The sequence below is a fragment of the Erwinia aeris genome (genome assembly GCF_041224955.1).
In the GTDB taxonomy this organism is placed as follows: domain Bacteria; phylum Pseudomonadota; class Gammaproteobacteria; order Enterobacterales; family Enterobacteriaceae; genus Erwinia; species Erwinia aeris.
In genome coordinates, this window is the sequence record NZ_JBGFFX010000001.1 from 556,630 (window position 1) to 580,117 (window position 23,488).

Consider the following 23,488-nt stretch of genomic DNA (forward strand, 5'->3'; position numbering starts at 1 on the left):
CGTTGTATCGCCATTGGGCCGCCTGGCGCGGGCGACTTATTGTGATGCCGATCACAATAAATCGCCGACGTGTCCGGAGGGTTAGCGGCTGTAGAACGGGAAGGCGCCAAACAGCAGGCCGCCTACCAGCAGCGCCATACTGACCAGGATCCCCCACTTAATGGCAAAGCGCTGATGGTCGCCGATATCCACTTTCGCCAGTCCAACCAGCAGATACACCGAAGGCACCAACGGGCTGAGCAGATGGAAAGGCTGGCCGATGATTGACGCCCTGGCGATTTCTTCTGCGCTGATACCATAGTTCAGGGCCGTCTGGGCAATCACCGGCAGGATGCCGAAATAGAACGCATCGTTAGACATAAAGAAAGTGAATGGCAGGCTGACCAGCGCGGTAAAAATCGCCAGATAAGGCCCAAAGCTATGCGGGATCACCGCCAGCAGGCTTTTCGCCATTGCATCGACCATGCCGGTGCCGGACAGAATGCCGGTAAATACCCCGGCGGCGAAAATCAACGAGGTGACCGCCAGCACGTTGCCTGCATGGGTATTGATACGCGCTTTCTGCTGTTCCAGCGAAGGGTAATTCAGCATTACCGCAATGGCAAAAGCCAGCATAAACAGGATCTGAATAGGCATCAGCCCGGTCACCAGCAGCACCAGCAGCACGGTAGTGAGGATAAAGTTAGGCCAGAACATTTTTGGCCGCCGGTTCGCTGCGCACTCCTGCGCGTCGCCCAGACCCAGCTCGATATTATCCAGATGATCGTTATCGAGCTTCATCACGCCCAGCCTTCTGCGCTCGCGGATGCCGAACAGCACCGCCATACCAACGAGCGTGACGCAACCCAGAAACATGGCGGGCAGCATAGGAATAAAGATGTCCAGCGCATCGATATGCAAGGCCGCCGCCGCGCGCGCCGTTGGGCCGCCCCACGGCGACAGATTCATAATGCCGCTGGCAAGGTTGACCAGACAGGTCATCGCCAGCACGTTCATGCCCAGCTTGCGGTAGAGCGGCAAAAACGCCGCCACGGCAATCATATAGGTGGTGGAGCTGTCGCCGTCCAGTGAAACCAGCAGCGTCAGTACCGCCGTGCCTACCAGCACCTTAAGCGGGTCGCCGCGCACGATTTTCAGGATAAAGCGTACCAGCGGGTCAAACAGCCCGGCGTCGATCATCAGGCCAAAATAGAGAATGGAAAAGGTCAGCATTACGCCCGTCGGCGCCAGCGCTTTTACGCCATTCAACATCATTTCGCCAAGCCCATGATAATAACCCGCCGCCAGCGCAAAGACCGTCGGCACGATAATCAGCGCGATCAGCGCCGACATCCTTTTGGTCATAATCAGGTACATGAAACAGGTCACCATCGAAAAACCCAGTATGGTCAGCACATTACTTCCCCTCTTTCGGATGCATATCGCAGGCTGCGGCACGACGGCCATCAGCAAAAGTTATCGTTCAGGTCCGGGCGGGTATAAAAAGTAAGACGGGCGTTTCCGCCTGTCACGTTAAGCTATTGTTTTATGGCTGTACCACCCGAATATTGATAATAATATGTAATAAAAATTCATCATTTTTTTAACAAAGAAGAGTGACGGCGATCGGCTTTACCGACCGTGAAAACGGGTTATTGTGATTGCGATCAAACTAACCGTGGCCCTGAAAGAGTGGAAGAGAAGAAAGGGTAAACCGTTGGTGTTGCGTAGCGCCTGGATGCCTGTTCCTTTTTTGTGACAACGTAACAGATGGCTGTGAATATAGCATTGCATCCAAACCTGAAAGGTGACAACGTAACGAACAGCATTAGCACTACTTTTAATGTTGTCCTGTAATAACCCTGCTTTTTGAAGGCTATAGATGCCCCCCTACGAATACGAAAGCCTTGCGTTACAGCGTCACGCATATATAAATCCTTGATTTGCATAATAGCCGACATATTCCTCTACCCCACCGGCCATAAAACTAAATCTTTACCGCAATTTGCCGATACAGAAAGCATCCTATTTCCTTTAAGGCTAATCAGATGTCCCTGAAAAGATCGTCGCTTTTGGTTCTGCTGTTCCTGTTTATCATTTTTTTCACCAGCATGATCGCTAACGTCTGGCTGCTGACCCGCAGCAATACGTCGCTGGATGCGGTGAATAGAGAGATCCGTGTAGTGCTGTCTATTATCGATCCTATTAACCACAGCCGTACCCTGCGCGTGCGCCTGATGGAATATATGAAAACGATGGAAAACAGCGGCGGCCTGCAGACGATTAGCGGGCTGAATGAAGTGCTGGGCAAAGCGGACAAGGCTTTCCAGGCCTATCTGGCCGCGCCGAAGCTGGATGGCGAAGCCAGCCTGGCCGATGAGTATCGCACCACCTATGAAACTTACCGCCGTCAGGGTATCGACCCGCTGCTGGACGCGGCTAAAACCAATGACCAGGCGCGCTTTAAGGCGCAGCTGCCAACCGTCATCAGCCTGGATCACCAGTACGAAGTGGTGCTGGACAAAGTGCTTGCGCTGCACGAGCAGTACGCGAAGCGCCTGAACAGCGATGCGCAGGATCACTTCACCTTTGGTATCGGCCTGATTGTCGCCTTCGGCGTGCTGTTCCTGGTTGTTATCGCAGGCGTGTTGATGTTCCTGAAGCGCTACGTGCTTAGCCCGCTGGACAGCGCCAAAGCGCATTGCAGCCAGATTGCTCAGGGTATCCTGGATACGCCGGTGCCGGTGGTGGCCTCTTCCCGCAGCGAAATACAGGATCTGATGGGCACCATGGAGCAGATGCGCCGCTCGCTGACCGATATCATCAGCCAGGTGCGTAACTCCACGCAAACCGTGTCGCACGCCTCGCAGGAAATCGCCGCCGGTAACGTCGACCTGGCTTCGCGTACCGAGCAGCAGGCCGCCGCGCTGACGCAGACCGCCGCCAGCATGGAAGAGCTGGGCGCCACGGTGAAACAGAATACCGAAAACGTCTTTGAAGCCAGCCGTCTGACCAGCGAAGCGGTGAAGAACGCGAAAACCGGCGAAAAAGTCTCGCAGGAAGTCATCGTCACCATGGGCAAAATCAACAGCAGCTCGAAGAAGATTGAAGACATTACCGGCGTGATTAACAGCATCGCTTTCCAGACCAATATCCTGGCGCTGAACGCCGCGGTGGAAGCGGCGCGCGCGGGTGAACAGGGACGCGGCTTCGCGGTCGTGGCGGGCGAAGTTCGCAACCTGGCGCAGCGCAGCGCGGTAGCGGCAAAAGAGATTGAAAGCCTGATTGCCGAATCGGTCGCCAATATCAAAGCCGGTTCCGATCAGGTCAGCCGTACCGGCGACGCTATCGGCGCGATTATCGCCTCGGTCAGCCAGGTCGATGTACTGATGGATCATATCTCGACCGCGTCTGACGAGCAGAGCCGCGGCATCAGCCAGATTGAACAGGCGGTAACCGAGATGGACAGCGTGACCCAGCAGAACTCCGCGCTGGTGCAGGAGTCGGCAGCGGCTTCCGCCTCGCTGGAAGAGCAGGTGCACTTCCTTAACCACTCCGTTTCTACCTTCCGCCTGTCCGACGCGTAATTTTCTTACCCCCGGCATCCCGCCGGGGTTTCACTATAACAATAAGCATTAATGCGCCCACGCAGGCGCTCTACTTTTATGAGAACACCATGGCAAAATTATCTGCATTCTGGAACGCACTGATTCCAAAAAAACTTAATCCGCTGGCCGGTCGTCCGGTCAGCAACACTTATGACTGTCGCGCCCTGCCGACCGCTTTCGGCAGCCTGGGTACCGGCGGCGGCAAAGGCCTGCTGATGGTCTTTGTACCGCCGGAAGCCGATTTCGCCCGCGTGAACGACGCGTGGCAAAAGATGAGCGCGCCGGGCCGTACCGTCTTCGCTATCTCCTCTACCGGCGCGCTGTGCGCGCAGAAAGGCCGCTCCGCCTACTGTGCCACCAACGGCCCTCAGGGCAGCTGGCTGTGGCTGCCCGAGCAGACGGTCGCCCGTCATGAGGTGCACACTATCGATCTGCAGGTGCCACGCGGCGCTACCGTTGCCGATCGTATCGACAGCATTCGCGCCCAGCTTGATCGCCTTCAGGTCAATATGTCGCTCTCTGCCGAAGAAACCTTCGCGATGATCTACTGCGACGGCCTCTCCTCTGCCGAAGGCTTTATGATGCAGGCCTGGTATGACAGCGGACGCTTCCCCTGCCTGGCTATCGGCGGCTCGGCGGGCGGCCGCACCGATTTTCAGAACACCTGGATGGCCACCAGCGGCCAGCTGCTGCAAAACAAAGCGGTGATCGTGTTCTGCCGCATGGCGAAAGGGAAATCCTTTGCGCCGTTTAAAAGCCAGAACTTTCAGCCCACGCAGCAAAGCTGGCTGGTGGCGGAAGCCGATCCCGTCGCGCGCACCGTAAGTTCGCTGTTTGACGCAACGGGTCGCCAGCAGCCTGCGGTAAAAGTGCTGGCCGACGCGCTGCACTGTAAGCCTGAGCAGCTGGAGCAAAAGCTGAAGGGCAAAACGTTCGGCGTGAAGGTGGCGGATGAGTACTTTATTCGCTCCGTAGCGAAAATCGACGCGGAAAGCCTGACGTTCTTCTGCGATCTGGAGTTTGGCGACCGTCTTTATCTGCTGGAGGCGGGCGATTTCGTTTCCGCCACGCGTAAGGACTGGGACAGATTCGTCGCCACGCATGGCAAACCGGCCGGACTGCTGCTGAACGACTGCCTGCTGCGCCGCCTTAACAACCCGGAAAGCCTGCCTGCGGCGGAGCTGTTCGACGGCGTGCCGGCCGCTGGCTTCTCCAGCTTTGGCGAAATATTCGGCGTGCCGATCAACCAGACGCTGTCCGCCCTCGCCTTTTTCGATCGCGACGTCAAAGCCATGAGCCGCTTCCCGATTGAATATGCCGACTACGCTGGCCACTATGCCCAGCGCTCGCTGCGTCGTTGGGAAGCGCTGCACACGCTGCAAACGGACGTTATTGATAAAGTGATCGACTATCAGCAGCAGATCGGGCCGGTAGTACAAACTTTCCCGCTGCTGGAAAAAGCCACCAGCCGCCAGAGCGCAGCGCTGGATGTGGCTGGCGTGAATATCGGCGAGATCGGCGAGGCGGCAACCGTCACGCTGCAGGCGCAGGATGAGCTGGGCCTTGAAATCGGCGAGCTGGAAAGAATTTCACAGGGCATTACGCAAATCACCAGCGGCATCAGCACCATTGCCGACCAGACCAACCTGCTGGCGCTGAATGCGGCGGTGGAAGCCGCCCGCGCCGGATCGGCCGGTCGCGGCTTTGCCGTGGTAGCAGAAGAGGTACGCCGCCTGGCCCGCTCTTCTAAAGAACAGGCCGACGCCACGCGTGAAAGCATCAACGAGACGGTAGCGACCATCGCGCGGATTAAAAAGACGGCTTCTAAAACCGTTGCCACCACGGAAGATATGGCGCAAAAAAGCCACGCGGCACGTGGGCAGATCGCCAGCCTCAGCGAGCAAAACAGCGCCGAGCGCAGCGGGATGGTCGAAAATATCGACCGACTGAAAAACGCTGCCGACGGCCTGGACGCCATGCATAAAGCGGTGGCGCAGCTGACGGTGCTCCAGGAACTGGTGCGTTCCTGATCCTGTGCGCGAGGCCCGCTGCGGCCTCGCGCATTTTTATACTTTTTTTATATTTTCCCGCCGCATTTTTGCAAAATCTTTGCGGCCCACTTTTTACACTCATGGCGAAATGACTCTCTTAATGAGGTGAACCGTGAGTGTTGCAGTAATAACCGGCGTGCTGCTGGTAGCTTTGTTGCTGGGCTATCTGATTTATGCCCTGATTAACGCGGAGGCCTTCTGATGGCGGCTTCCGCATTGTTAATAGCGAGCTATCTGGCGGCGCTGCTGCTGCTGGCCTGGCCGCTGGGTCGGCTGATAGCCCGCCTGATCGATCCCCGTCCCTTACCTTTTGTCGGCGGTGTTGAAACCGCCCTCTGGCGCCTGGCCGGTCTGCGCGGTGAAATGCGCTGGCAAACCTATCTGCTGGCTATATTGCTGTTTAATGCGATGGGCTTTGCCCTGCTGCTGGCGATCCTGCTGTTACAAGGCTCGCTGCCTTTAAATCCGCAGCATTTTCCCGGCCTGAGCTGGGATTTGGCGTTAAACACCGCCGTCTCTTTTGTTACCAATACCGACTGGCAGGCTTACGCTGGCGAATCGTCGCTGAGCTATTTCAGCCAGATGGCCGGGCTGACGGTGCAAAACTTTCTCTCGGCCGCCAGCGGCCTGGCCGTCGCTTTCGCTCTAATCCGTGCGTTTGCACGTCGCTCCTCGGCCACGTTGGGCAACGCCTGGCAGGATCTCGGCCGTATCGTCCTCTGGCTGCTGCTGCCGCTTTCGCTGCTGTTTGCGCTGCTGCTGATCCAACAGGGCGTGGTGCAAAGCTTCTCCGCCTATCTGCCTTTCACCAGCCTTGAAGGCGCGAAGCAGCTGCTGCCGATGGGGCCGGTCGCCTCGCAGGAAGCGATCAAGCTGCTGGGCACCAACGGCGGCGGTTTCTTTAACGCCAACTCGGCACATCCGTTTGAAAACCCTACCGATATCAGCAATTTTGCGCAGATGCTGGCTATTTTCCTGATCCCGGCGGCGCTCTGTTTCGCCTTTGGCGAAGCGGTCGGCGACGCCCGTCAGGGACGGGTGATCCTGGCGGCGATGACGCTGATTTTTGTGCTTTGCGCCAGCGCGATGTTCTGGGCGGAGCTACAGGGCAACCCGACGCTGCGGGCGCTGGGCGTTGACGGAACCAACCTGGAAGGTAAAGAGAGCCGTTTCGGCGTGTTGGCAAGCGGCCTGTATGCGGTGGTCACCACGGCGGCCTCATGCGGCGCGGTCAACGCCATGCACGACTCTTTCACCGCGCTGGGCGGCATGATCCCGATGTGGCTGATGCAGATTGGCGAAGTAATCTTCGGCGGCGTGGGTTCGGGGCTTTACGGCATGCTGCTGTTCGTGCTGCTGGCGGTGTTTATCGCCGGGCTGATGATTGGCCGCACGCCGGAATACCTGGGCAAAAAGATCGACGTGCGCGAAATGAAAATGACGGCGCTGGCGATCCTGGTAACGCCCGCGCTGGTACTGCTCGGCAGCGCGCTGGCGATGATGAGCGACGCCGGACGCGCGGCGATGCTGAACCCCGACGCGCACGGCTTCAGCGAAGTGCTTTACGCCCTTTCGTCCGCCGCCAACAACAACGGCAGCGCCTTTGCCGGTCTGTCAGCCAATACGCCGTTCTGGAACCTGCTGCTGGCCTTCTGCATGTTGGCGGGCCGCTTTATGGTGATTGTGCCGGTCATGGCCATTGCCGGATCGCTGGTAGCTAAAAAAATCCAGCCGGTCAGCAGCGGCACCCTGCCCACGCACGGCCCGCTGTTTGTCGGCCTGCTGATCGGCACCGTGCTGCTGACCGGCGCGCTTACCTTTATCCCCGCTCTGGCTTCCGGCCCGATAGCGGACCACCTGATGCACATGGAGCGTACCCGATGAACCGTAAACAATTGGCTCTGTTTGAGCCTTCGCTGCTGCGCCAGGCGCTGGTTGACGCGGTGAAAAAACTGTCGCCGCAGGCTCAGTGGCGCAATCCGGTGATGTTTGTGGTCTGGATCGGCAGCGTGCTGACCACGCTGCTGGCGATAGCGATGGCCTGCGGCCTGGCGGGCGACGCCAGATTTACCGCCGCCGTCAGCCTGTGGCTCTGGTTTACCGTGCTGTTCGCCTGTTTTGCCGAGGCGCTGGCGGAAGGCCGTAGCAAGGCGCAGGCCAGCAGCCTGAAAAGCGTGCAGAAAACCGCTTTTGCTCTGCGGCTGAAAGAGGCCCGCCACGATGCGCCAACGGAAAAAATCGCCGCCAGCGAACTGCGCAAAGGCGACATCGTGCTGGCCAGCGCGGGCGATATCATCCCCTGCGATGGCGAAGTTATCGAGGGCGGCGCGTCGGTGGATGAAAGCGCCATTACCGGCGAGTCGGCGCCGGTTATCCGTGAGTCGGGCGGCGATTTCGCTTCGGTCACCGGCGGCACCCGTCTGCTTTCCGACTGGCTGGTGATCCGCTGTACCGCCAATCCCGGCGAAACCTTTCTCGACAGCATGATCGCCATGGTCGAAGGCGCCAGCCGCCGCAAAACGCCTAACGAGGTCGCGCTGACCATTCTGCTGATTGCGCTGACGCTGGTCTTTCTGCTGGCGACCGCTACCCTTTGGCCCTTCTCGGCCTGGAGCGGCACGCCGGTCAGCGTAACCGTGCTGATTGCGCTGCTGGTCTGCCTGATCCCCACCACCATCGGCGGCCTGCTCTCCGCCATTGGCGTTGCCGGGATGAGCCGAATGCTGGCGGCCAACGTGATCGCCACCAGCGGCCGCGCCGTAGAGGCAGCGGGCGACGTCGATATCCTGCTGCTGGACAAAACCGGCACTATTACGCTCGGCAACCGTCAGGCTTCCGACTTTCTGCCCGCCAGCGGCATTGCGGAGCAGCGGCTGGCGGATGCGGCGCAGCTGGCTTCGCTGGCCGATGAAACGCCGGAAGGCCGCAGCATCGTGGTGCTCGCCAAGCAGCGTTTTAACCTGCGTGAACGCGATTTGCAGCAGCTACAGGCGACGTTTATCCCCTTTACCGCCCAGACGCGAATGAGCGGTATTAACCTGCCGGAACGCAGCATTCGCAAAGGCTCGGCCGACGCGATCCGTCGCCATGTGGTCGCCAGCGGCGGTCAGTTCCCGGCGGAGATGGATGAAAAGGTCAACGAAGTCGCGCGCCAGGGCGGCACGCCGCTGGTAGTGGCGGAAAACCTTGAGGTGCTGGGCGTGATCGCGCTGCGGGATATCGTTAAAGGCGGCATCAAAGAGCGCTTCGGCGAGTTACGCAAAATGGGCATCCGCACCGTGATGATCACCGGCGATAACCCGCTGACCGCCGCCGCTATCGCCGCTGAGGCGGGCGTGGACGACTTTCTTGCCGAAGCGACGCCGGAAGCGAAGCTGGCGCTGATCCGCCAGTATCAGGCCGAGGGCAGACTGGTGGCGATGACCGGCGACGGCACCAACGACGCGCCCGCGCTGGCGCAGGCCGACGTGGCGGTGGCGATGAACTCCGGCACCCAGGCGGCGAAAGAGGCGGGCAACATGGTGGATCTGGATTCCAGCCCGACCAAGCTGATTGAGGTCGTGCATATCGGCAAACAGATGCTGATGACGCGCGGCTCGCTGACTACCTTCAGCCTCGCCAACGACGTGGCGAAATACTTTGCCATTATCCCGGCGGCGTTTGCGGCCAGCTACCCGCAGTTCGGCGCGCTGAACGTGATGCATCTGCATTCGCCTTCGTCGGCCATTTTAAGCGCGGTGATCTTTAACGCACTGATCATTATCTTCCTGATCCCGCTGGCCCTGCGCGGCGTCAGCTATAAGCCGCTCAGCGCCGCCGCGCTGCTGCGCCGCAACCTGGGGCTGTATGGCCTGGGCGGGCTGGCTCTGCCGTTTATCGGCATCAAACTTATCGATTTGCTTCTTCAGCTGTAGGAGGTTTACCGTGTCGCAACTGCGTCCCGCGCTTTTTATGATGGCTTTTTTACTGCTGCTGACCGGCGGCGTTTACCCGATGGTCACCACCCTGCTGGGCCAGTGGCTCTTTCCGCAGCAGGCGGGCGGCTCGCTGCTGTTGCTTGACGGCGAGGTTCGCGGCTCACGGCTGCTGGGCCAGGCGTTCAGCCAGGCAAAATATTTTCAGGGACGACCGTCGGCGACGGCGGAAACCCCTTATAATCCGCTGGCGAGCGGCGGCAGCAACCTCGCGCCCGGCAATCCCGCGCTGGATAAGCTGTTTGCCGATCGGCTGGCGGCTGCCCGCGCAGAAAACCCGGACGCCAGCGGTCGGGTGCCGGTCGATCTGCTGACCGCCTCCGCCAGCGGACTGGATAACGGCATCTCACCGGAGGCGGCGCGCTGGCAGACGCCGCGCGTGGCGAAAGCGCGCCAGCTGTCGCCCGAAACGATTAGCCGCCTTATCGCCGCGCACACCCGCTATCCGCTGTTCAGCTTCAGCGGCCAGCCGTATGTTAACGTGCCCGAACTGAATCTTGCTCTGGATGCGCTCCGCACAAAATAAGGAACCGGCATGGCCGATATGCTTCGCCCCGATCCCGATCGCTTACTGCAACAGACCCGCGAGCGGCCGCGCGGGAAACTGAAAATTTTCTTCGGCGCCTGCGCGGGCGTAGGCAAAACCTGGGCGATGCTTCAGGAGGCGCGGCGGCTGCATGCGCGCCAGCTGGACGTGCTGATAGGCGTGGTGGAAACGCACGGCAGGCAGGAGACGGCGGCGCTGCTGCAGGGCCTGCCGCGCCTGCCGCCGCAGCAGCGCCAGCATCGGGGCCGTCAGGTTGAAGAGTTCGATCTGGACGCCGCGCTTGCGCGTCATCCCGCCGTGATTTTGATTGACGAGCTGGCGCACAGTAACGCGCCCGGCTCCCGTCATCCCAAACGCTGGCAGGATGTGAAAGAGCTGCTGGCGGCCGGGATCGACGTGCTGACCACCGTCAACGTGCAGCATCTGGAAAGCCTGAACGACGTGGTCAACGGCGTTACCGGCATTCAGGTGCGCGAGACGCTGCCCGACCCGTTTTTCGACGCCGCCGATGAGATAATCCTGGTGGATTTGCCGCCGGACGATCTGCTGCTGCGCCTTAAACAGGGCAAGGTGTATACCGGCGACCGCGCTGACCGGGCGGCCGAGCACTTTTTCCGCAAGGGCAACCTGATTGCTTTACGCGAGCTGGCGCTGCGGCGCACCGCCGATCGGGTAGATAACCAGATGCAGGCCTGGCGGGACGGGCGCGGGCGGGACAAAGTGTGGCACACGCGGGATGCGGTGCTGCTTTGCGTGGGCTACGACGAAGGCAGCGAAAAGCTGGTGCGCACCGCCGCGCGGCTGGCGGCCAGGCTGGGCAGCGAATGGCACGCGGTCTGCGTGGAAACGCCTGGCTGGCTGCGGCTGACGCAGCAGCAGCGCCGCACCGCGCTGGCTTCGCTGCGGCTGGCGCGTCAGCTCGGTGCGGAAAGCGCCGTATTGGCCGACGCCTCTGCGGATAAGGCGATTGCGCGCTACGCTCGCGATCACGATCTGGGCAAAGTGGTGCTGGGACGCGGCAGGGGTCGTCATCTGTTCCGCTCGTCTTCGCTGGCCGATCGCCTTGCCGCCCGCGCGCCAGAACTCGACCTGGTGATCGTTGCGCCCGGCGACAGGCCAGCCGCCGCCGCGCCGCCGCAAAGACAGGCTCGACGCTGGCGTCAGGGCATACGCGGCTGTCTGCTCGCCACGGCGCTCTGCGCGCTGATTACCTTTATCGCCAGCCACTGGCTGCTGGCTTTCGATCCCGCCAACCTGGTGATGCTCTATCTGCTGGGCGTAGTGGTAGTGGCGCTCCAGGCCGGACGCTGGCCCTCGGTGTTCGCCACAATAATCAACGTTGTCAGCTTCGATCTCTTTTTTGTCGCGCCGCGCGGTACGCTGGCGGTTTCTGATGCGCAATATCTGTTAACCTTTGGCGTGATGCTCAGTGTCGGGCTGCTGGTTGGCAACCTGACGGCGGGCGTGCGCTATCAGGCGCGCATTGCTCGCTATCGTGAAAGACGCACCGGCCAGCTTTACGCCCTTTCCAGCACGCTGGCGAAGGCCCGCAGCGCGCAGGAAGTAGCGGCGGCAAGCCAGCACGCCGTTTATACTATTTTTCATGCCGACAGCGCGCTGCTGCTGCCTGACGAAAACGACAGGCTGGTGCGGCAGCTGCCCGCACCAAACGTAATGAGCTGGGACGAAGGCATTGCCCGCTGGAGTTTCGTGCAGGGTGAACCGGCGGGCGCCGGAACCGATACGCTGCCCGGCGTGCCTTATCAGATCCTGCCGCTGCGCGCCGCAGAGAAAAGTCTTGGCGTGATGGTAATCGCGCAGCAAACGCCGCCCGCGCTGCCTGAACAGCAGCAGCTGCTGGAAACGGTGCTGCTACTGACCGCCAGCGCGCTGGAGCGTTTACAGCTGACGGCCAGCGAAGAGCAGGCGCGCGTAATCGGCGAGCGTGAGCAGCTGCGCCATTCGCTGCTGGCCGCCCTTTCTCACGATCTGCGCACGCCGCTTACCGTGCTTTTCGGCCAGGTGGAGATCCTGACGCTGGATCTGGCCTCGGCCAGGCTGCCTCAGGCTCGCCAGGCAAGCGAAATCCGCCAGCATGTGCTGCGGCTGACGCGGCTGGTGAATAATCTGCTGGATATGGCCCGTCTACAGACCGGCGGCTTTCATCTGAAGCGTGAATGGCTGACGCTGGAAGAGGTAATCGGCAGCGCGCTGGCGACGCTGGATCCGGGCGGCAGGCAGCCCGTTACGCTGGAGATGGCCGATCCGCTGGCACTGGTTCACGTTGACGGCCCGCTGTTTGAACGGGTGCTGATCAACCTGCTGGAAAACGCCATGAAATATGCAGGCGCAGCGGCGCAAATCGGCATCAGGGCGCAGACGCGTCCGGGCGAGCTGACGATCGAAGTCTGGGACAGCGGCCCCGGCTTGCCCGCTGGTCAGGAGCAGGCGCTTTTTGCTAAATTCACTCGTGGCGATCGGGAATCGGCCATTCCCGGCGTGGGGCTGGGTCTGGCAATCTGTCAGGCGATCGTCGAGGTGCATAACGGCGTGATTACCGCCCATCAACGTCCGCAGGGCGGCGCGAGCTTCAGAATTAGCCTGCCGCAGGCGCCGCTGCCGGACATAGCAGAAACAGGTGAAGCGCTGTGACAACCGTACTGATTATTGAAGATGAAAAAGAGATAAGCCGCTTTCTGCGCATCGCGCTGGAAGGCAGCGCCCTGCGCGTCTTCGATGCCGGCACGCTACAGCGCGGCCTGCTGGAGGCCGCTACCCGCAAACCGGATCTGGTGATCCTGGATTTAGGGCTGCCGGACGGCGACGGCCTGACCTTTCTTAAAGAGTTCCGCCAGTGGAGTCAGAAGCCGGTAATTGTGCTGTCCGCCCGCAGCGAAGAGGAAGATAAAATTGCCGCGCTGGATGCGGGAGCCGATGACTATCTTACCAAGCCTTTCGGCATCGGCGAGCTGGAGGCGCGCCTGCGGGTAGCGCTGCGCCGTACGACGCACGATACGCAAAGCGATCCGGTTTTCGCCTTTTCCGATGTGCAGGTCGACCTGGCAGCAAGGCGCATTACGCGCGCGGGCGAGGAACTCCATCTGACGCCAACCGAATTCAGGCTACTTGCCGTACTGCTTAACAATCACGGCAAGGTGATGACGCAGCGGCAGCTGCTGGTACAGGTTTGGGGGCCTAACGCCTCGGAGCACAGTCACTATCTGCGCATCTATATGGGCCACCTTCGGCAGAAGCTGGAAGAAGATCCGGCCCGGCCTCGCCATCTGCGCACGGAAACCGGCGTCGGCTACCGATTTATGCTCTGAGCATAATTTGTTACATTCCTTTATGCGGCGGAAAATTAATATCCGCCCTGCCTCACAGTTTATTATCCGTAGGAAGGTTAGCCTGCAAAAGCAATTCGCTTAAATGATGTTATGCATTGTTAAGGATAATGATGAAAAAGATATTTACTACGGCGGTTACCCTCGCCGGATGGCTGGCTGCTTTTATGCTTCCGGCCGACGCGGCACTTTCTGTGACCCAGCGCACCGATATCAGGCCCGCAAAATTTAAATCCGCCCGCATTATTTTTAACGGCGATATTACGGCAAAGAAATCGCTGGAGTTTATCGACGCGCTGGACAAGCTGCATTACGCCTCGCCAGGGCTGAAAGAGATTACACTATATATCAACAGCTATGGCGGTGATATGGACAGCGGCTACCTGCTTTATCAGGCGATAAAAAATGCGGCCATTCCCATTACGGCCGTTAATATTTCGATGACCGCTTCTTCGGCTACGATGATGTATTGCGCAGCAAAAAAAAGGCTGACTATGCCTTTAGCGACTTTCCTGTTACATCCGGCTGCGGTAGAAAACCTGAATCGCCAGTATATCAAGCCTGACGAGCTGGCATCGTTAAAACAGTTAAGCAACAAGGGCAATGTTATTTTTGAGCAAATTTATCGTCAATGTACCAATTTAAACGACGATGAAATCGCTTCTTTGCTGGCCAGTGAATCTACAAGGCTGCTACTGAATGCCGGCCAGGCGATCGAGCGCAAAATGGCGGAAGGCATAAGCGAAGGACTGGCTCAGGCCGATATTTCTGTAATCGTCACTGATGACAAAGCGTAAAATTAAACAGGGAATGGTAAATGAGAAAGCTATTAATATCGTTGACACTGGTTACTCTTTTTATTTCTGGCTGCGCCATCGAAAACTTAAATCCTGACGGGGTAAACCCCTCGTCTGCACCGACTATGCCTTCACCACTGGCGAAACCGACTAAACAACAGCGTGGCGCGATTATGTCGGGTGAAAACCCGGACTGGCGTGAAGCACCCGGCCCGGTTGTACCCCGTAGTCAAAAAAACAGGCATGGTTTTTAGCAGCAAAAGAAGCACAGGTCGTGCTGGTTTTGCTCGCTTTTTGACGCTTATATCGGCAATTTCATTTTTGGGCAGGTCATCAGCTTACGCTGCGCCACAGGTCGTCAGAGCATTTCAGGGACACTGGCCGCAGCGTCGCTGGCTTGCCTGTTACCATTGAACAGGCTGACGCTGAGCGGAGTATTTTCATTGGCCTGTGCGTTTTTATTGGCCAGACTGCTGCCAGTGGCTTATTCGTTTTCGTTGCACGGGTTATTGACGCTGGCCCGATGGCTGGCGTTGGATGGGCCATTCACCGTTGGCGTTACATATTGCACCCTGCTCTTGCCTGCATGTAAATACTTTAATTTTGAAAACTCAGCGCAACTATAGCCAATGATTCCGAATATCCAGCGACGCTATCGGTAATTTTATATTCAGCACGATGAAATAATATATATGCACATCAAATTAAAAAATTACCATCCTACAAAAAAACTCACCCGCCACAGCTAACATTGTTCAGTAAAATATAATATTAGATTGACCCCTGGCGTGTAATAAAATAAAAATAGTAACCACCAGCACGGAAGGCGTAGCTGCAAGGATAATCCTCCGTAGCTTTACCGGCCGCTGTAGATTGGTCAGAAAAAATACCAGCCGCATTAGCGCAACAGCGACCGTAATCTTAATGATGGCAAATGGCAGGATAAAGCATTCGGTTTCCCTGCGATATTTGTAAAAATCAAAGGAAAAATAAACGCACCTGAATTCACCTACTTTACTCCAATATTCAGCTGAGGAGATGAAGTAAAATTAAACATACAATGATAAATTTTATTAAAGGATAATTCTCTCATTTGACAGCAGGCGTACTTCTGACAACGGGCCTGACAACCCATCCCCGCAGATTTCAATGCAATTAAAAATAAAATTTTGTTTTTAATTCATACAACATCATGCCTTACCAAAAAAGATGACTTACTGTCGTAACCCCTCTTAATCAAACCCGAAAATCGCACGCCTCTACCATTATTTTTACAGCTGAACGTGACAACCATCACGTTTGTGCCAGGCTTATGTTTTCGAATCAACACCGATGAAGGAGTACATCATGAGCGAACAAACTAAAAAGTCCTTGCTGACCGTTGACTATCCGACCCCGCCATTCCCGGAACAGCCTCAGCAGGCGCCAGGCCTTGCCAGCAAAATGATCCCACAACCCGATCACGGTGAAAAAACCTATCGCGGCTCTGGCCGTTTGCAGGGACGTAAAGCGCTTATTACCGGCGGTGATTCCGGTATCGGTCGCGCCGTTGCTATTGCCTATGCCCGTGAAGGCGCAGACGTGGCCATCGGTTACCTGCCAGAAGAAGAATCCGACGCGGCGGAAGTAATTAAGCTTATCGAGGCGGAAGGCCGTAAAGCGGTTGCACTGCCGGGCGATATTCGTTCCGAAGAGTTTTGTAAAAAGCTGGTCAGCGACGCGGTAAGCCAGCTGGGCGGCCTGGATATTCTGGTGAACAATGCCGGACGCCAGCAGTATAACGAGTCTATCCGCACGCTGAGCACCGAAGATTTTGATGCGACGTTCAAAACCAACGTCTACGCCATGTTCTGGATCACCAAAGCGGCGGTGGATCATATTCCACGCGGTGGCGCCATCATTAACACCTCTTCCGTGCAGGCCTATAGCCCAAGCGCTATCCTGCTGGACTATGCGCAGACCAAAGCTTCTATCGCCGCCTTTACCAAAGCGCTGGCGCAGCAGCTGGGCGAAGAAGGCATCCGCGTTAATGCGGTTGCGCCTGGTCCATACTGGACGCCGTTGCAGTCCAGCGGCGGTCAGCCGCAGGAAAAAGTGAAGCAGTTTGGCGGCAGCGCGCCGCTGGGCCGTCCGGGACAGCCTGCGGAGATCGCCCCGCTTTACGTGACGCTGGCCTCAACGGAAACCAGCTACACGTCCGGCCAGGTCTGGTGCTCCGACGGCGGTACCGGCACGCTGTAATAGTCACAGCTGATATAATGGCCGCCTGCGGGCGGCTTTTTTGTGCGTGGCGACCGCTGATTAGGCCAGCTACGGCCCCCGTACAGATATCGCCATCGGCCTCTTCGCCAGCGCCAGAATCATCCGCCAATATTTACATAGCAAATCTGTCTCTAATCATCGCCCCGCAGCGCATCGACGGCTCGGGCAAAGAAGTCTCTGCCGCCAAAATTACCCGACTTCAGCGCCAGCGCTACAGGCTGCCTGCCGCGCGACACCATCGACGGAACGCCGGTATCTATTTCTGCGCCGATAGTCAGCGCGCCCAGCCCTAATGCACTGACCACCGCCCCGGACGTCTCGCCGCCGCCGGCCACAATCCGTCGCGTGCCGGCCGCCACCAGCTGCTGCGCGGTTACGCCGAACAGGCTGTCCAGCGCGGCCGCTACCCGCTCGCGACCATACTGCTCCTGCACGCGTTTTACGGCCTCGGGATCGCCGGAGGAATAGACCAACGGCGCGCGGCCCTGATGCTCGGTGATAAAGGCCACCAGCTGCGCCGGTCCCGTTTCGCCGCTCAGCACGTCTTTGACCTCAATCATCATTACAGGATGGTTTTTCTGATGTTCGGCTATCTGTAAACGCGTCGCGCCGGAACAGCTGCCGACCAGGATAGCTTCCGGCCCGTCGATAAGGGGAGCCTGCGCCTGTTTCCCTTTTGCCCGCCCCTGAGCGATGAAATTATGCGGCAAGGCCAGCGCAATCCCCGATCCGCCCGTAACGAGTTTCGCGCCCTGGCAGGCGCGGCCGAGGGTAGTCAGATCGTGCTCGCTAATCGCGTCCACAATCAGTAGGGTGCGCGTCTGCGGCTCGTTGATAGCCTGCTGTAAAACCTGGCTGCCCTGCACTACGGTCTGCCACGCAATATGTGCAACCGGGTTGACGCTTTGCCGCCGCAGCACGCGCCGCAGATCCGCATCCGTCATCGGCGTCAGCGGATGATGCTCCATGCCGGACTCGTTCAGCAGCTTATCCTGTACAAAAAGATGCCCCTGATAAACCGTACGTCCCAGCGCCGGGAAAGCCGGGCACATTACCACGCTGCGGACTTCCAGCAGCGCCGCCAGCGCGTCCGTTACCGGCCCGATGTTGCCGCTATCCGTAGAATCGAAAGTAGAGCAATATTTGAAAACGATCTGTTCGCAACCCTGATCCAGCAGCCAGCGACAGGCCGCCAGCGACTGCTCCACGGCCTCGTTGGCGGCAACGGAGCGGCTTTTTAACGCCACCACGCCCGCTTCTACATCCGCGTCGGCGGGCATCGTCGGTACGCCGGAATACTGCGTGGTGTTAAGTCCGCCCTCGCCGACCAGCCCTTTCGCCAGCGTTACCGCGATATCGCTGGCGCCGGTAAAATCATCTGCAATTACGCCGATTAGCATCCTTTACCCCTTAGCCGCAGCAAGTACGCTGGCCTTCATGCGTTTAACGGCGGCGTGCGGTGCGGTCAGCACCGGGATCGTGACCTGCTGACGCACGCTCTCGGCCGCGCGGGAAGTGGAAAAATGCGCCAGTATAATCACGTCGCAGTGCGCCAGCTCTTTCGCCCGCGCCGCCACCAGGCGGTTATGACTCTCCGCATCGCCTCTTTTCAGCAGATCGATGGCGTCCTCCACCAGCACCGTGGTCAGCTTCGCTTTCGAGCCCTGCTGCGCCACGTAGTCATCGAATTCCTCAGTCATGGTTTTCACCGCCGGGCCAAAAGTCGCCAGCATGCCGATATGGTTACCCTGCGCCACCGCCTCCATAAACATTGCTTCATTCGGTTTATGCACCGGCACCGGCAGTTCTTCGCTTAAACGGTCGATGGCCGGGCCAAACGCGGAACAGGTAATTAAAATGCCCTGCGCCTGCTGGGCAAAGCCATATTTTCCCAGCTGCACAAAGCGGTCGATCATCCCGGCGGAAAGCTCGCTTTCTCTGGCGCGATCGAGAGAAAGCCCGTCATCAAGCAGGTTGACCGTTTCCGCCTCCGGCCAGACCTCGCTGAATGCGGTATGAATAGGCGCCATCGCTACCGGTGTGGCGTGCAGTAAAACAATTCTGTTCATGAGCTTCTCCTGGAAGGCGTCGGCCGAGCGCACGGCGATGACCTAATGTAAGGGCTTACAAATGTCGCTGTAAAGTGAACTCCGTCACATAAATCGGCGATGATGCAGCCAGACTGTTATTGAAATGTTAGAGATGATTAGCCAGAATTGAAAGCGCTTACAAAATAAATTGTCTTTATCCGTTTATGACGCTGTGCGTCTAACCCCTGGATCCGAGAACGCTTATGACTTCATCTGCTAATACTCCTTCTGCCGCCATCGTCCCGCCAGGTGCGGCGCCTACCGTCGGCAATCCGGCGCTGAAGAAGGTGCCCCGTCATTTTCGCGATTTGCTGGCGCTGGATGATTTTGAACGACACGCCCGGCGCCGCCTGCCGGATATGATTTATCAATACGTGGCGGGCGGTGTCGAAACGGGCCGTGGAATTGCCGGTAATTTCGAGGCCTACCGTCAATACACTTTTGTGCCGCGCATGTTCCGTGATGTCTCCGGCCGCGATCAGCGCACCACCCTGTTTGGCCACACCTACCACCATCCTTTCGGCGTTGCGCCCCTTGGCGGCGCCTCTTTTGTCGCTTACCAGGCGGATATTGCGCTGGCGAAAGCGGCCAGGGCAATGAACGTGCCGATGATCCTTAGCGCCTCGTCGCTAATCAAACTGGAGGATGTCCACGCCGCCAATCCGGACGCCTGGTTTCAGGCCTATCTGGCGGGCGATCAGCCGCGTATCGACAGGCTGCTGGATCGCGTGGCCGCGGCGGGCTACCAGACACTGGTGGTCACCGGCGATACGCCGATGCTGGGCAATCGCGAGCACAACACGCGCAGCGGCTTTAGTATGCCGATTAAAATTACGCCGAAGGTCGCGCTGCAAAGCGCCATGAACCCACGCTGGCTGCTGGGCACGGTTGCGCAAACCTTTCTGCGCCACGGCGCGCCGCATTTTGAAAATACCGATGCCGAGCGCGGGCCGCCGATGATGTCCAGCAAGGTACGCAATACACACGCCCGCGACAAACTCAACTGGAAAAACGTCGAGGCAATACGCAAAAAATGGCGCGGCAACCTGGTAATCAAAGGCCTGATGTCGCCGGAAGACGCCTTTATCGCCCGCGATCTGGGCGCGGATGCGGTGATCCTGTCCAATCACGGCGGTCGCCAGCTGGATCATACCGTGCCGCCGCTGCTGACTCTGCCGGAGATTGCGGCGAAAAAAGGCGCGATGAAGGTCATTATCGACAGCGGGATCCGGCGCGGCACCGACGTAATGAAAGCGATGGCGCTGGGCGCGGATTTTGTCTTCCTGGGCAGACCGTTCCTTTACGGCGCCGTCATCGGCGGCCAGGCGGGCGTGGAGCACGCCATGCATATTCTGCGTGATGAAATTGATCGCGATCTGGCGCTGATCGGCGTTCGCACGCCCGGCGAGCTGGACAGCAGCTATCTGCGTAAAACAGGCTAAGGAACAGGTTATGAGCAACGGAACACTTCGTCTTTTCAGCGTGCTGGCTATTCGCGCGCCCTTCGCCGCCGTGGAACAGGCCTGGCTGCGTAGCCACGGCGACCCGCTGACTATTGACTGGAAGCCAACCTCGGTTATTGAAAAAAATATTGCCGACGGCGCAACGGCGGACGCGGTCATCGTGACCAAAGAGGCGATGGACAGGCTTATCGACCAGGGCGTGGTGGCGGCCGACAGCCGGGTGGAGCTGGTGGATTCGCCGCTTGGCCTGGCGATGCTGCCCGATGCCGTTGCGCCCGATATCAGCAGCGTGGCGTCGTTTACCCGGGCGCTGCTGGCGGCGAAATCGGTGGCTTATTCGCTGGGCGGCGCAAGCGGCATCTATTTTCAGGCGCTGTTAAAACAATTAAGGATTGAAGAGGCGATCAACGCGCGCGCCACCACTATCGCAGAAGGTTTTACCGCCGCGCAGCTGCTGGAGGGCACGGCGGATATCGCCGTTCAGCAAATCAGCGAGCTGCTGATGGTGAAAGGGATCAAGGTCATTGGCCCGCTGCCGCCGGGTGCGCAGAAGGTGCTCTCCTTTTCCGGCGGCGTTTTTAACCGGGCGGCCAGGCCAGAGGCCGCCGCCGCCCTGCTCAATTTTTTACGAGAAAAAGAGGCAATGCAGGCCTTTGCGGACTATGGGCTGACGGCGCGGAACTAAGCGGCACCTGGCAGTCTTTAGCGGTCTACGCACTAACGGCACGAGGCTGAGCGGCGCCTGGCAGACTTTTTCGGCCTGCGCACCGACGGCGCGGAACTAAGCGGCGCACGGTTTAGCCTTTGGCGGCGCGCGGTGCGGAGCCGGTGCTGCCGCGCACGATCAGCTCGGGTTTAAGCAGAGTCTGCACGGGCGCGGTTTCGCCATTCAGCGTGGCGAGCAGATAGTCTGCCGCGACCTCACCGATGCGATCCAGCTCCACGCGCATGGTGGTCAGCGGATGCTCCAGATGCTCGGCATATTCATAGTCATTGAAGCCGGTAATCGAAATATCGTTCGGGATGCGCAGATAGCGCTCGCTGGCCGCCCGCATCGCGCCAAAGGCCAGCAGATCGTTACCGCAGATCACCGCCGTCGGCGGATTTGGCCCGTCCAGCAGGCGGAACATCGCCTCGCGCGCTTCGTTCATGGTAAAGGCGCTGTTGATCAGATTGGCCTCGTCCAGCGTCAGCCCCGCCGCTGCCAGCGCCTGCCGCGTGCCGGTAATACGATCGGAAACGCGATCGTTGGACGGCGGCGTCCCGACGATCACGGCAAAGACTTTATGCCCCAGCGCCAGCAGGTGCGCGGTCAGCTCGCCTGCCGCCAGCTCGTTGTCGTAGCCCACGCTGGGATAGCGCGCGTCCACGGAAAAGGTCTGGATACAGGGAATATTCTGTTGAGCGATGCGCTCCCACAGGCGCGGGTGGTGGCTGTTGCCCACCAGCATCAGCGCGTCGATGCCGTATTCCACCAGCTTGTTGACCTCTTTCAGCTCGGTATCGGGATCGAAATCGGAGCTGGCCAGCAACATGGTATAGCCGGACTGGTGGATCTGCTGCTGGAAAGCCGCCAGCGGCCGGGAAAAGGTTTCCGTCGCCAGCGTCGGCACTACCGCACCAATGGTCATGCTGCGGCGAGAAGCCAGCGTGCGGGCGGCGCGGTTAATGACATAGCCCAGCTCTTCGCAGGCGCGCTCAACCGCCTCCCGGCGCGACGGACGGACGGAGGCGCTGCCGTTCAGCACTCGTGAAACGGTAGCGGTGGATACCCCCGCACGCAGGGCGACATCGTCCAGCGAAACGCGGGCGGATGGCGATGGCTTATCGGACATCTTCAGACTCCAGAGCGAAATTAGTGACGTTGCCCACAAAATTTACAGACAACCAATACCTCTATTTGAAAGCGCTTACTTTTTGCTTGACTGAATTTTGTAATCGCTTACTTTTAACATCATATTATCAAATACTGAAAGAACTTTACTTAACCATAACATTCAGGCGGGCGCGCTCGTTCATTACGGCCCCGAAATCATAAAGGAATTCACCATGCGTAGATACCCGCGGATCCGCTGGCTGATGATCGCGTTCTGCTTTTTCGCCATCGCCATCAACTACATAGATCGCATTAATTTAGCCATCGCCGCCCCACATATCAAAAAAGATCTCGGGCTGGACGACACCAGCATGGGGCTGATCCTTGGCGCTTTTTTCTGGACCTATGCGCTGATGCAGATCCCGGCTGGTCGACTGATTGACCGCCTGGGCGCGCGCACCGGCCTGGCTATCGCCGTAGGCTGGTGGTCGCTGTTTACCGTGTTTACCGCTTTTGGCCGCGGCTTTACCTCCATTTTCGCCTCGCGTCTGATGCTGGGCCTGGGCGAATCGGGCGGCTATCCGGGCTGCGCCAAGGTGGTTTACTCCTGGTTCGCCAAAAAGGAGCGCGCCACCGCCAGCGGTATCTTCGATGCTGGCCCGCGCGCGGGCAGCGCCATCGCCCTGCCGCTGGTCGCCTGGCTGATCAGCACCTGGGACTGGGAAACCTCGTTTATCGCCACCGGCGCGCTGGGGCTGATCTGGGTAGCTATCTGGCTGGTTTTCTACCGTGAACCGGAGGAGATGAAAGGCCTGAAGGAGCAGGAGCGCCAGAATCTGCTGGCCGACCGCAGCGTACAGACGCTGGGGAAAAACGAAAAAGTGCATATCGCCGGTCTGTTCCGCTACCGCACCGTCTGGGGAATGATGATCGGTTTCTTCTGCATGAACTTTGCTACCTACTTCTTCGTCACCTGGTTTCCGACCTACCTGACCATGGCGCATGGCTTTTCGCTGAAGGAGCTGGGCACGCTGGGCGCGATCCCGGCGCTGATGGGCATCCCCGGCAGCCTGCTGGGCGGCCTGACCTCTGACTGGCTCTATCGCCGGGGCTTTTCGCTGACCACCGCCCGTAAATCCTGCCTGATTGGCGGCATGCTGCTTTCTTCGGTGATCGCCTTCGCCGCTTTCACCAACAGTATCCCGGTGATCCTGACGCTGTTCTCACTGACCTACGCAGGCCTGGCCTTTACCGCCGCCAATATCTGGACCCTGCCCGCCGACGTCGCGCCCAGCGCGGGCTATGTCGGCACCCTGGGCGGCATTCAAAACTTTGCCGGCAATCTGGCCGGGATCGTCACCGCCTCCTTTACCGGACTGATGCTGACCCTCAGCCACGGCTCTTTCGTGGTGCCGCTGCTGGTGGCGGGCGGTATCTGCCTGTTCGGCGCGCTTAACTTTATGTTCATCATGGGCAAAGTGGAGCCGCTGGCGATAAAAAAAGACGAAACGGCCGGTAAGGTAATGACGGCCGATCACAAAATTTAACCCGGATGCG

Annotated in this window: 18 protein-coding genes; 14 read left to right on the forward strand and 4 right to left on the reverse strand. The window is 58.9% G+C overall.

Annotated elements, in window-relative coordinates:
* Positions 1-81: 81 nt before the first annotated feature.
* Positions 82-1,395: a CitMHS family transporter gene (locus AB6T85_RS02695; RefSeq protein ID WP_253454220.1), complete on the reverse strand. Its 1,314-nt coding sequence runs from the start codon at positions 1,393-1,395 to the stop codon at positions 82-84.
* Between the two features lie 632 nt (positions 1,396-2,027).
* On the opposite strand from AB6T85_RS02695, the gene AB6T85_RS02700 reads away from it, so the two are divergent.
* The 11 genes from AB6T85_RS02700 (at position 2,028) to AB6T85_RS02750 (ending at position 16,541) form a co-directional block, all read left to right on the forward strand.
* The gene (locus tag AB6T85_RS02700) at positions 2,028-3,566 is read left to right on the forward strand and encodes a methyl-accepting chemotaxis protein (RefSeq protein ID WP_369894734.1); all 1,539 of its coding nucleotides are present in this window, start codon (positions 2,028-2,030) and stop codon (positions 3,564-3,566) included.
* A gap of 89 nt (positions 3,567-3,655) precedes the next feature.
* Positions 3,656-5,617: a methyl-accepting chemotaxis protein gene (locus AB6T85_RS02705; RefSeq protein ID WP_369894735.1), complete on the forward strand. Its 1,962-nt coding sequence runs from the start codon at positions 3,656-3,658 to the stop codon at positions 5,615-5,617.
* A 133-nt stretch (positions 5,618-5,750) separates the two neighbouring features.
* Entirely contained in the window at positions 5,751-5,840 is a 90-nt protein-coding gene (gene kdpF / locus AB6T85_RS02710; RefSeq protein ID WP_125287524.1) for a K(+)-transporting ATPase subunit F, read from the forward strand.
* On the forward strand, positions 5,840-7,522 hold the full coding sequence (kdpA, locus tag AB6T85_RS02715) for a potassium-transporting ATPase subunit KdpA (RefSeq protein ID WP_369894736.1): 1,683 nt from the start codon (positions 5,840-5,842) through the stop codon (positions 7,520-7,522). Before kdpF ends, kdpA begins: the two co-directional genes overlap by 1 nt.
* Complete coding sequence (kdpB, locus tag AB6T85_RS02720) at positions 7,519-9,552, forward strand: potassium-transporting ATPase subunit KdpB (protein WP_253454226.1); 2,034 nt, start codon at positions 7,519-7,521, stop codon at positions 9,550-9,552. Before kdpA ends, kdpB begins: the two co-directional genes overlap by 4 nt.
* A gap of 10 nt (positions 9,553-9,562) precedes the next feature.
* Positions 9,563-10,138 carry a potassium-transporting ATPase subunit KdpC gene (kdpC, locus tag AB6T85_RS02725; protein ID WP_301250849.1) on the forward strand — a complete coding sequence of 192 codons (576 nt, stop codon included), beginning with the start codon at positions 9,563-9,565 and terminating at the stop codon, positions 10,136-10,138.
* A 9-nt stretch (positions 10,139-10,147) separates the two neighbouring features.
* Positions 10,148-12,811, forward strand: coding sequence for a two-component system sensor histidine kinase KdpD (gene kdpD, locus AB6T85_RS02730; RefSeq protein ID WP_369894737.1), 2,664 nt, complete (start codon positions 10,148-10,150; stop codon positions 12,809-12,811).
* Positions 12,808-13,485 (forward strand): two-component system response regulator KdpE, encoded by a 678-nt coding sequence (gene kdpE, locus AB6T85_RS02735; RefSeq protein WP_253454232.1) that lies wholly within the window; start codon positions 12,808-12,810, stop codon positions 13,483-13,485. Before kdpD ends, kdpE begins: the two co-directional genes overlap by 4 nt.
* Before the next feature lie 131 nt (positions 13,486-13,616).
* Positions 13,617-14,300: an ATP-dependent Clp protease proteolytic subunit gene (locus AB6T85_RS02740; RefSeq protein ID WP_369894738.1), complete on the forward strand. Its 684-nt coding sequence runs from the start codon at positions 13,617-13,619 to the stop codon at positions 14,298-14,300.
* A gap of 20 nt (positions 14,301-14,320) precedes the next feature.
* On the forward strand, positions 14,321-14,554 hold the full coding sequence (locus tag AB6T85_RS02745; RefSeq protein WP_253454235.1) for a hypothetical protein: 234 nt from the start codon (positions 14,321-14,323) through the stop codon (positions 14,552-14,554).
* 1,093 nt (positions 14,555-15,647) lie between these two features.
* Positions 15,648-16,541 (forward strand): SDR family oxidoreductase, encoded by an 894-nt coding sequence (locus AB6T85_RS02750; RefSeq protein WP_253454237.1) that lies wholly within the window; start codon positions 15,648-15,650, stop codon positions 16,539-16,541.
* 152 nt (positions 16,542-16,693) lie between these two features.
* Here the strand turns inward: AB6T85_RS02750 and otnK are convergent, their stop codons facing one another.
* On the reverse strand, positions 16,694-17,962 hold the full coding sequence (gene otnK / locus AB6T85_RS02755; protein WP_369894739.1) for a 3-oxo-tetronate kinase: 1,269 nt from the start codon (positions 17,960-17,962) through the stop codon (positions 16,694-16,696).
* 3 nt (positions 17,963-17,965) lie between these two features.
* The gene (locus AB6T85_RS02760; protein ID WP_369894740.1) at positions 17,966-18,631 is read right to left on the reverse strand and encodes an aspartate/glutamate racemase family protein; all 666 of its coding nucleotides are present in this window, start codon (positions 18,629-18,631) and stop codon (positions 17,966-17,968) included.
* Between the two features lie 224 nt (positions 18,632-18,855).
* On the opposite strand from AB6T85_RS02760, the gene AB6T85_RS02765 reads away from it, so the two are divergent.
* Both AB6T85_RS02765 and AB6T85_RS02770 read left to right on the forward strand, forming a co-directional pair.
* Complete coding sequence (locus AB6T85_RS02765; RefSeq protein ID WP_253454243.1) at positions 18,856-20,094, forward strand: alpha-hydroxy acid oxidase; 1,239 nt, start codon at positions 18,856-18,858, stop codon at positions 20,092-20,094.
* 10 nt (positions 20,095-20,104) lie between these two features.
* Complete coding sequence (locus tag AB6T85_RS02770) at positions 20,105-20,800, forward strand: molybdate ABC transporter substrate-binding protein (protein WP_369894741.1); 696 nt, start codon at positions 20,105-20,107, stop codon at positions 20,798-20,800.
* A gap of 112 nt (positions 20,801-20,912) precedes the next feature.
* Here AB6T85_RS02770 and AB6T85_RS02775 read toward each other — a convergent pair whose 3' ends face one another.
* Entirely contained in the window at positions 20,913-21,950 is a 1,038-nt protein-coding gene (locus tag AB6T85_RS02775; protein ID WP_301250864.1) for a LacI family DNA-binding transcriptional regulator, read from the reverse strand.
* A gap of 214 nt (positions 21,951-22,164) precedes the next feature.
* On the opposite strand from AB6T85_RS02775, the gene AB6T85_RS02780 reads away from it, so the two are divergent.
* Complete coding sequence (locus AB6T85_RS02780; protein ID WP_369894742.1) at positions 22,165-23,478, forward strand: MFS transporter; 1,314 nt, start codon at positions 22,165-22,167, stop codon at positions 23,476-23,478.
* Positions 23,479-23,488 lie beyond the last annotated feature (10 nt).

Coding starts and splice junctions, on each gene's coding strand:
- kdpB (WP_253454226.1), top strand. CDS start 7,519: ATGAACCGTAAACAATTGGCTCTGTTTGAGCCTTCGCTGCTGCGCCAG.
- AB6T85_RS02770 (WP_369894741.1), top strand. CDS start 20,105: ATGAGCAACGGAACACTTCGTCTTTTCAGCGTGCTGGCTATTCGCGCG.
- otnK (WP_369894739.1), bottom strand. CDS start 17,962: ATGCTAATCGGCGTAATTGCAGATGATTTTACCGGCGCCAGCGATATC.
- AB6T85_RS02705 (WP_369894735.1), top strand. CDS start 3,656: ATGGCAAAATTATCTGCATTCTGGAACGCACTGATTCCAAAAAAACTT.
- AB6T85_RS02740 (WP_369894738.1), top strand. CDS start 13,617: ATGAAAAAGATATTTACTACGGCGGTTACCCTCGCCGGATGGCTGGCT.
- AB6T85_RS02760 (WP_369894740.1), bottom strand. CDS start 18,631: ATGAACAGAATTGTTTTACTGCACGCCACACCGGTAGCGATGGCGCCT.
- AB6T85_RS02765 (WP_253454243.1), top strand. CDS start 18,856: ATGACTTCATCTGCTAATACTCCTTCTGCCGCCATCGTCCCGCCAGGT.
- AB6T85_RS02780 (WP_369894742.1), top strand. CDS start 22,165: ATGCGTAGATACCCGCGGATCCGCTGGCTGATGATCGCGTTCTGCTTT.
- AB6T85_RS02700 (WP_369894734.1), top strand. CDS start 2,028: ATGTCCCTGAAAAGATCGTCGCTTTTGGTTCTGCTGTTCCTGTTTATC.
- AB6T85_RS02775 (WP_301250864.1), bottom strand. CDS start 21,950: ATGTCCGATAAGCCATCGCCATCCGCCCGCGTTTCGCTGGACGATGTC.
- kdpA (WP_369894736.1), top strand. CDS start 5,840: ATGGCGGCTTCCGCATTGTTAATAGCGAGCTATCTGGCGGCGCTGCTG.
- AB6T85_RS02750 (WP_253454237.1), top strand. CDS start 15,648: ATGAGCGAACAAACTAAAAAGTCCTTGCTGACCGTTGACTATCCGACC.
- kdpD (WP_369894737.1), top strand. CDS start 10,148: ATGGCCGATATGCTTCGCCCCGATCCCGATCGCTTACTGCAACAGACC.
- AB6T85_RS02745 (WP_253454235.1), top strand. CDS start 14,321: ATGAGAAAGCTATTAATATCGTTGACACTGGTTACTCTTTTTATTTCT.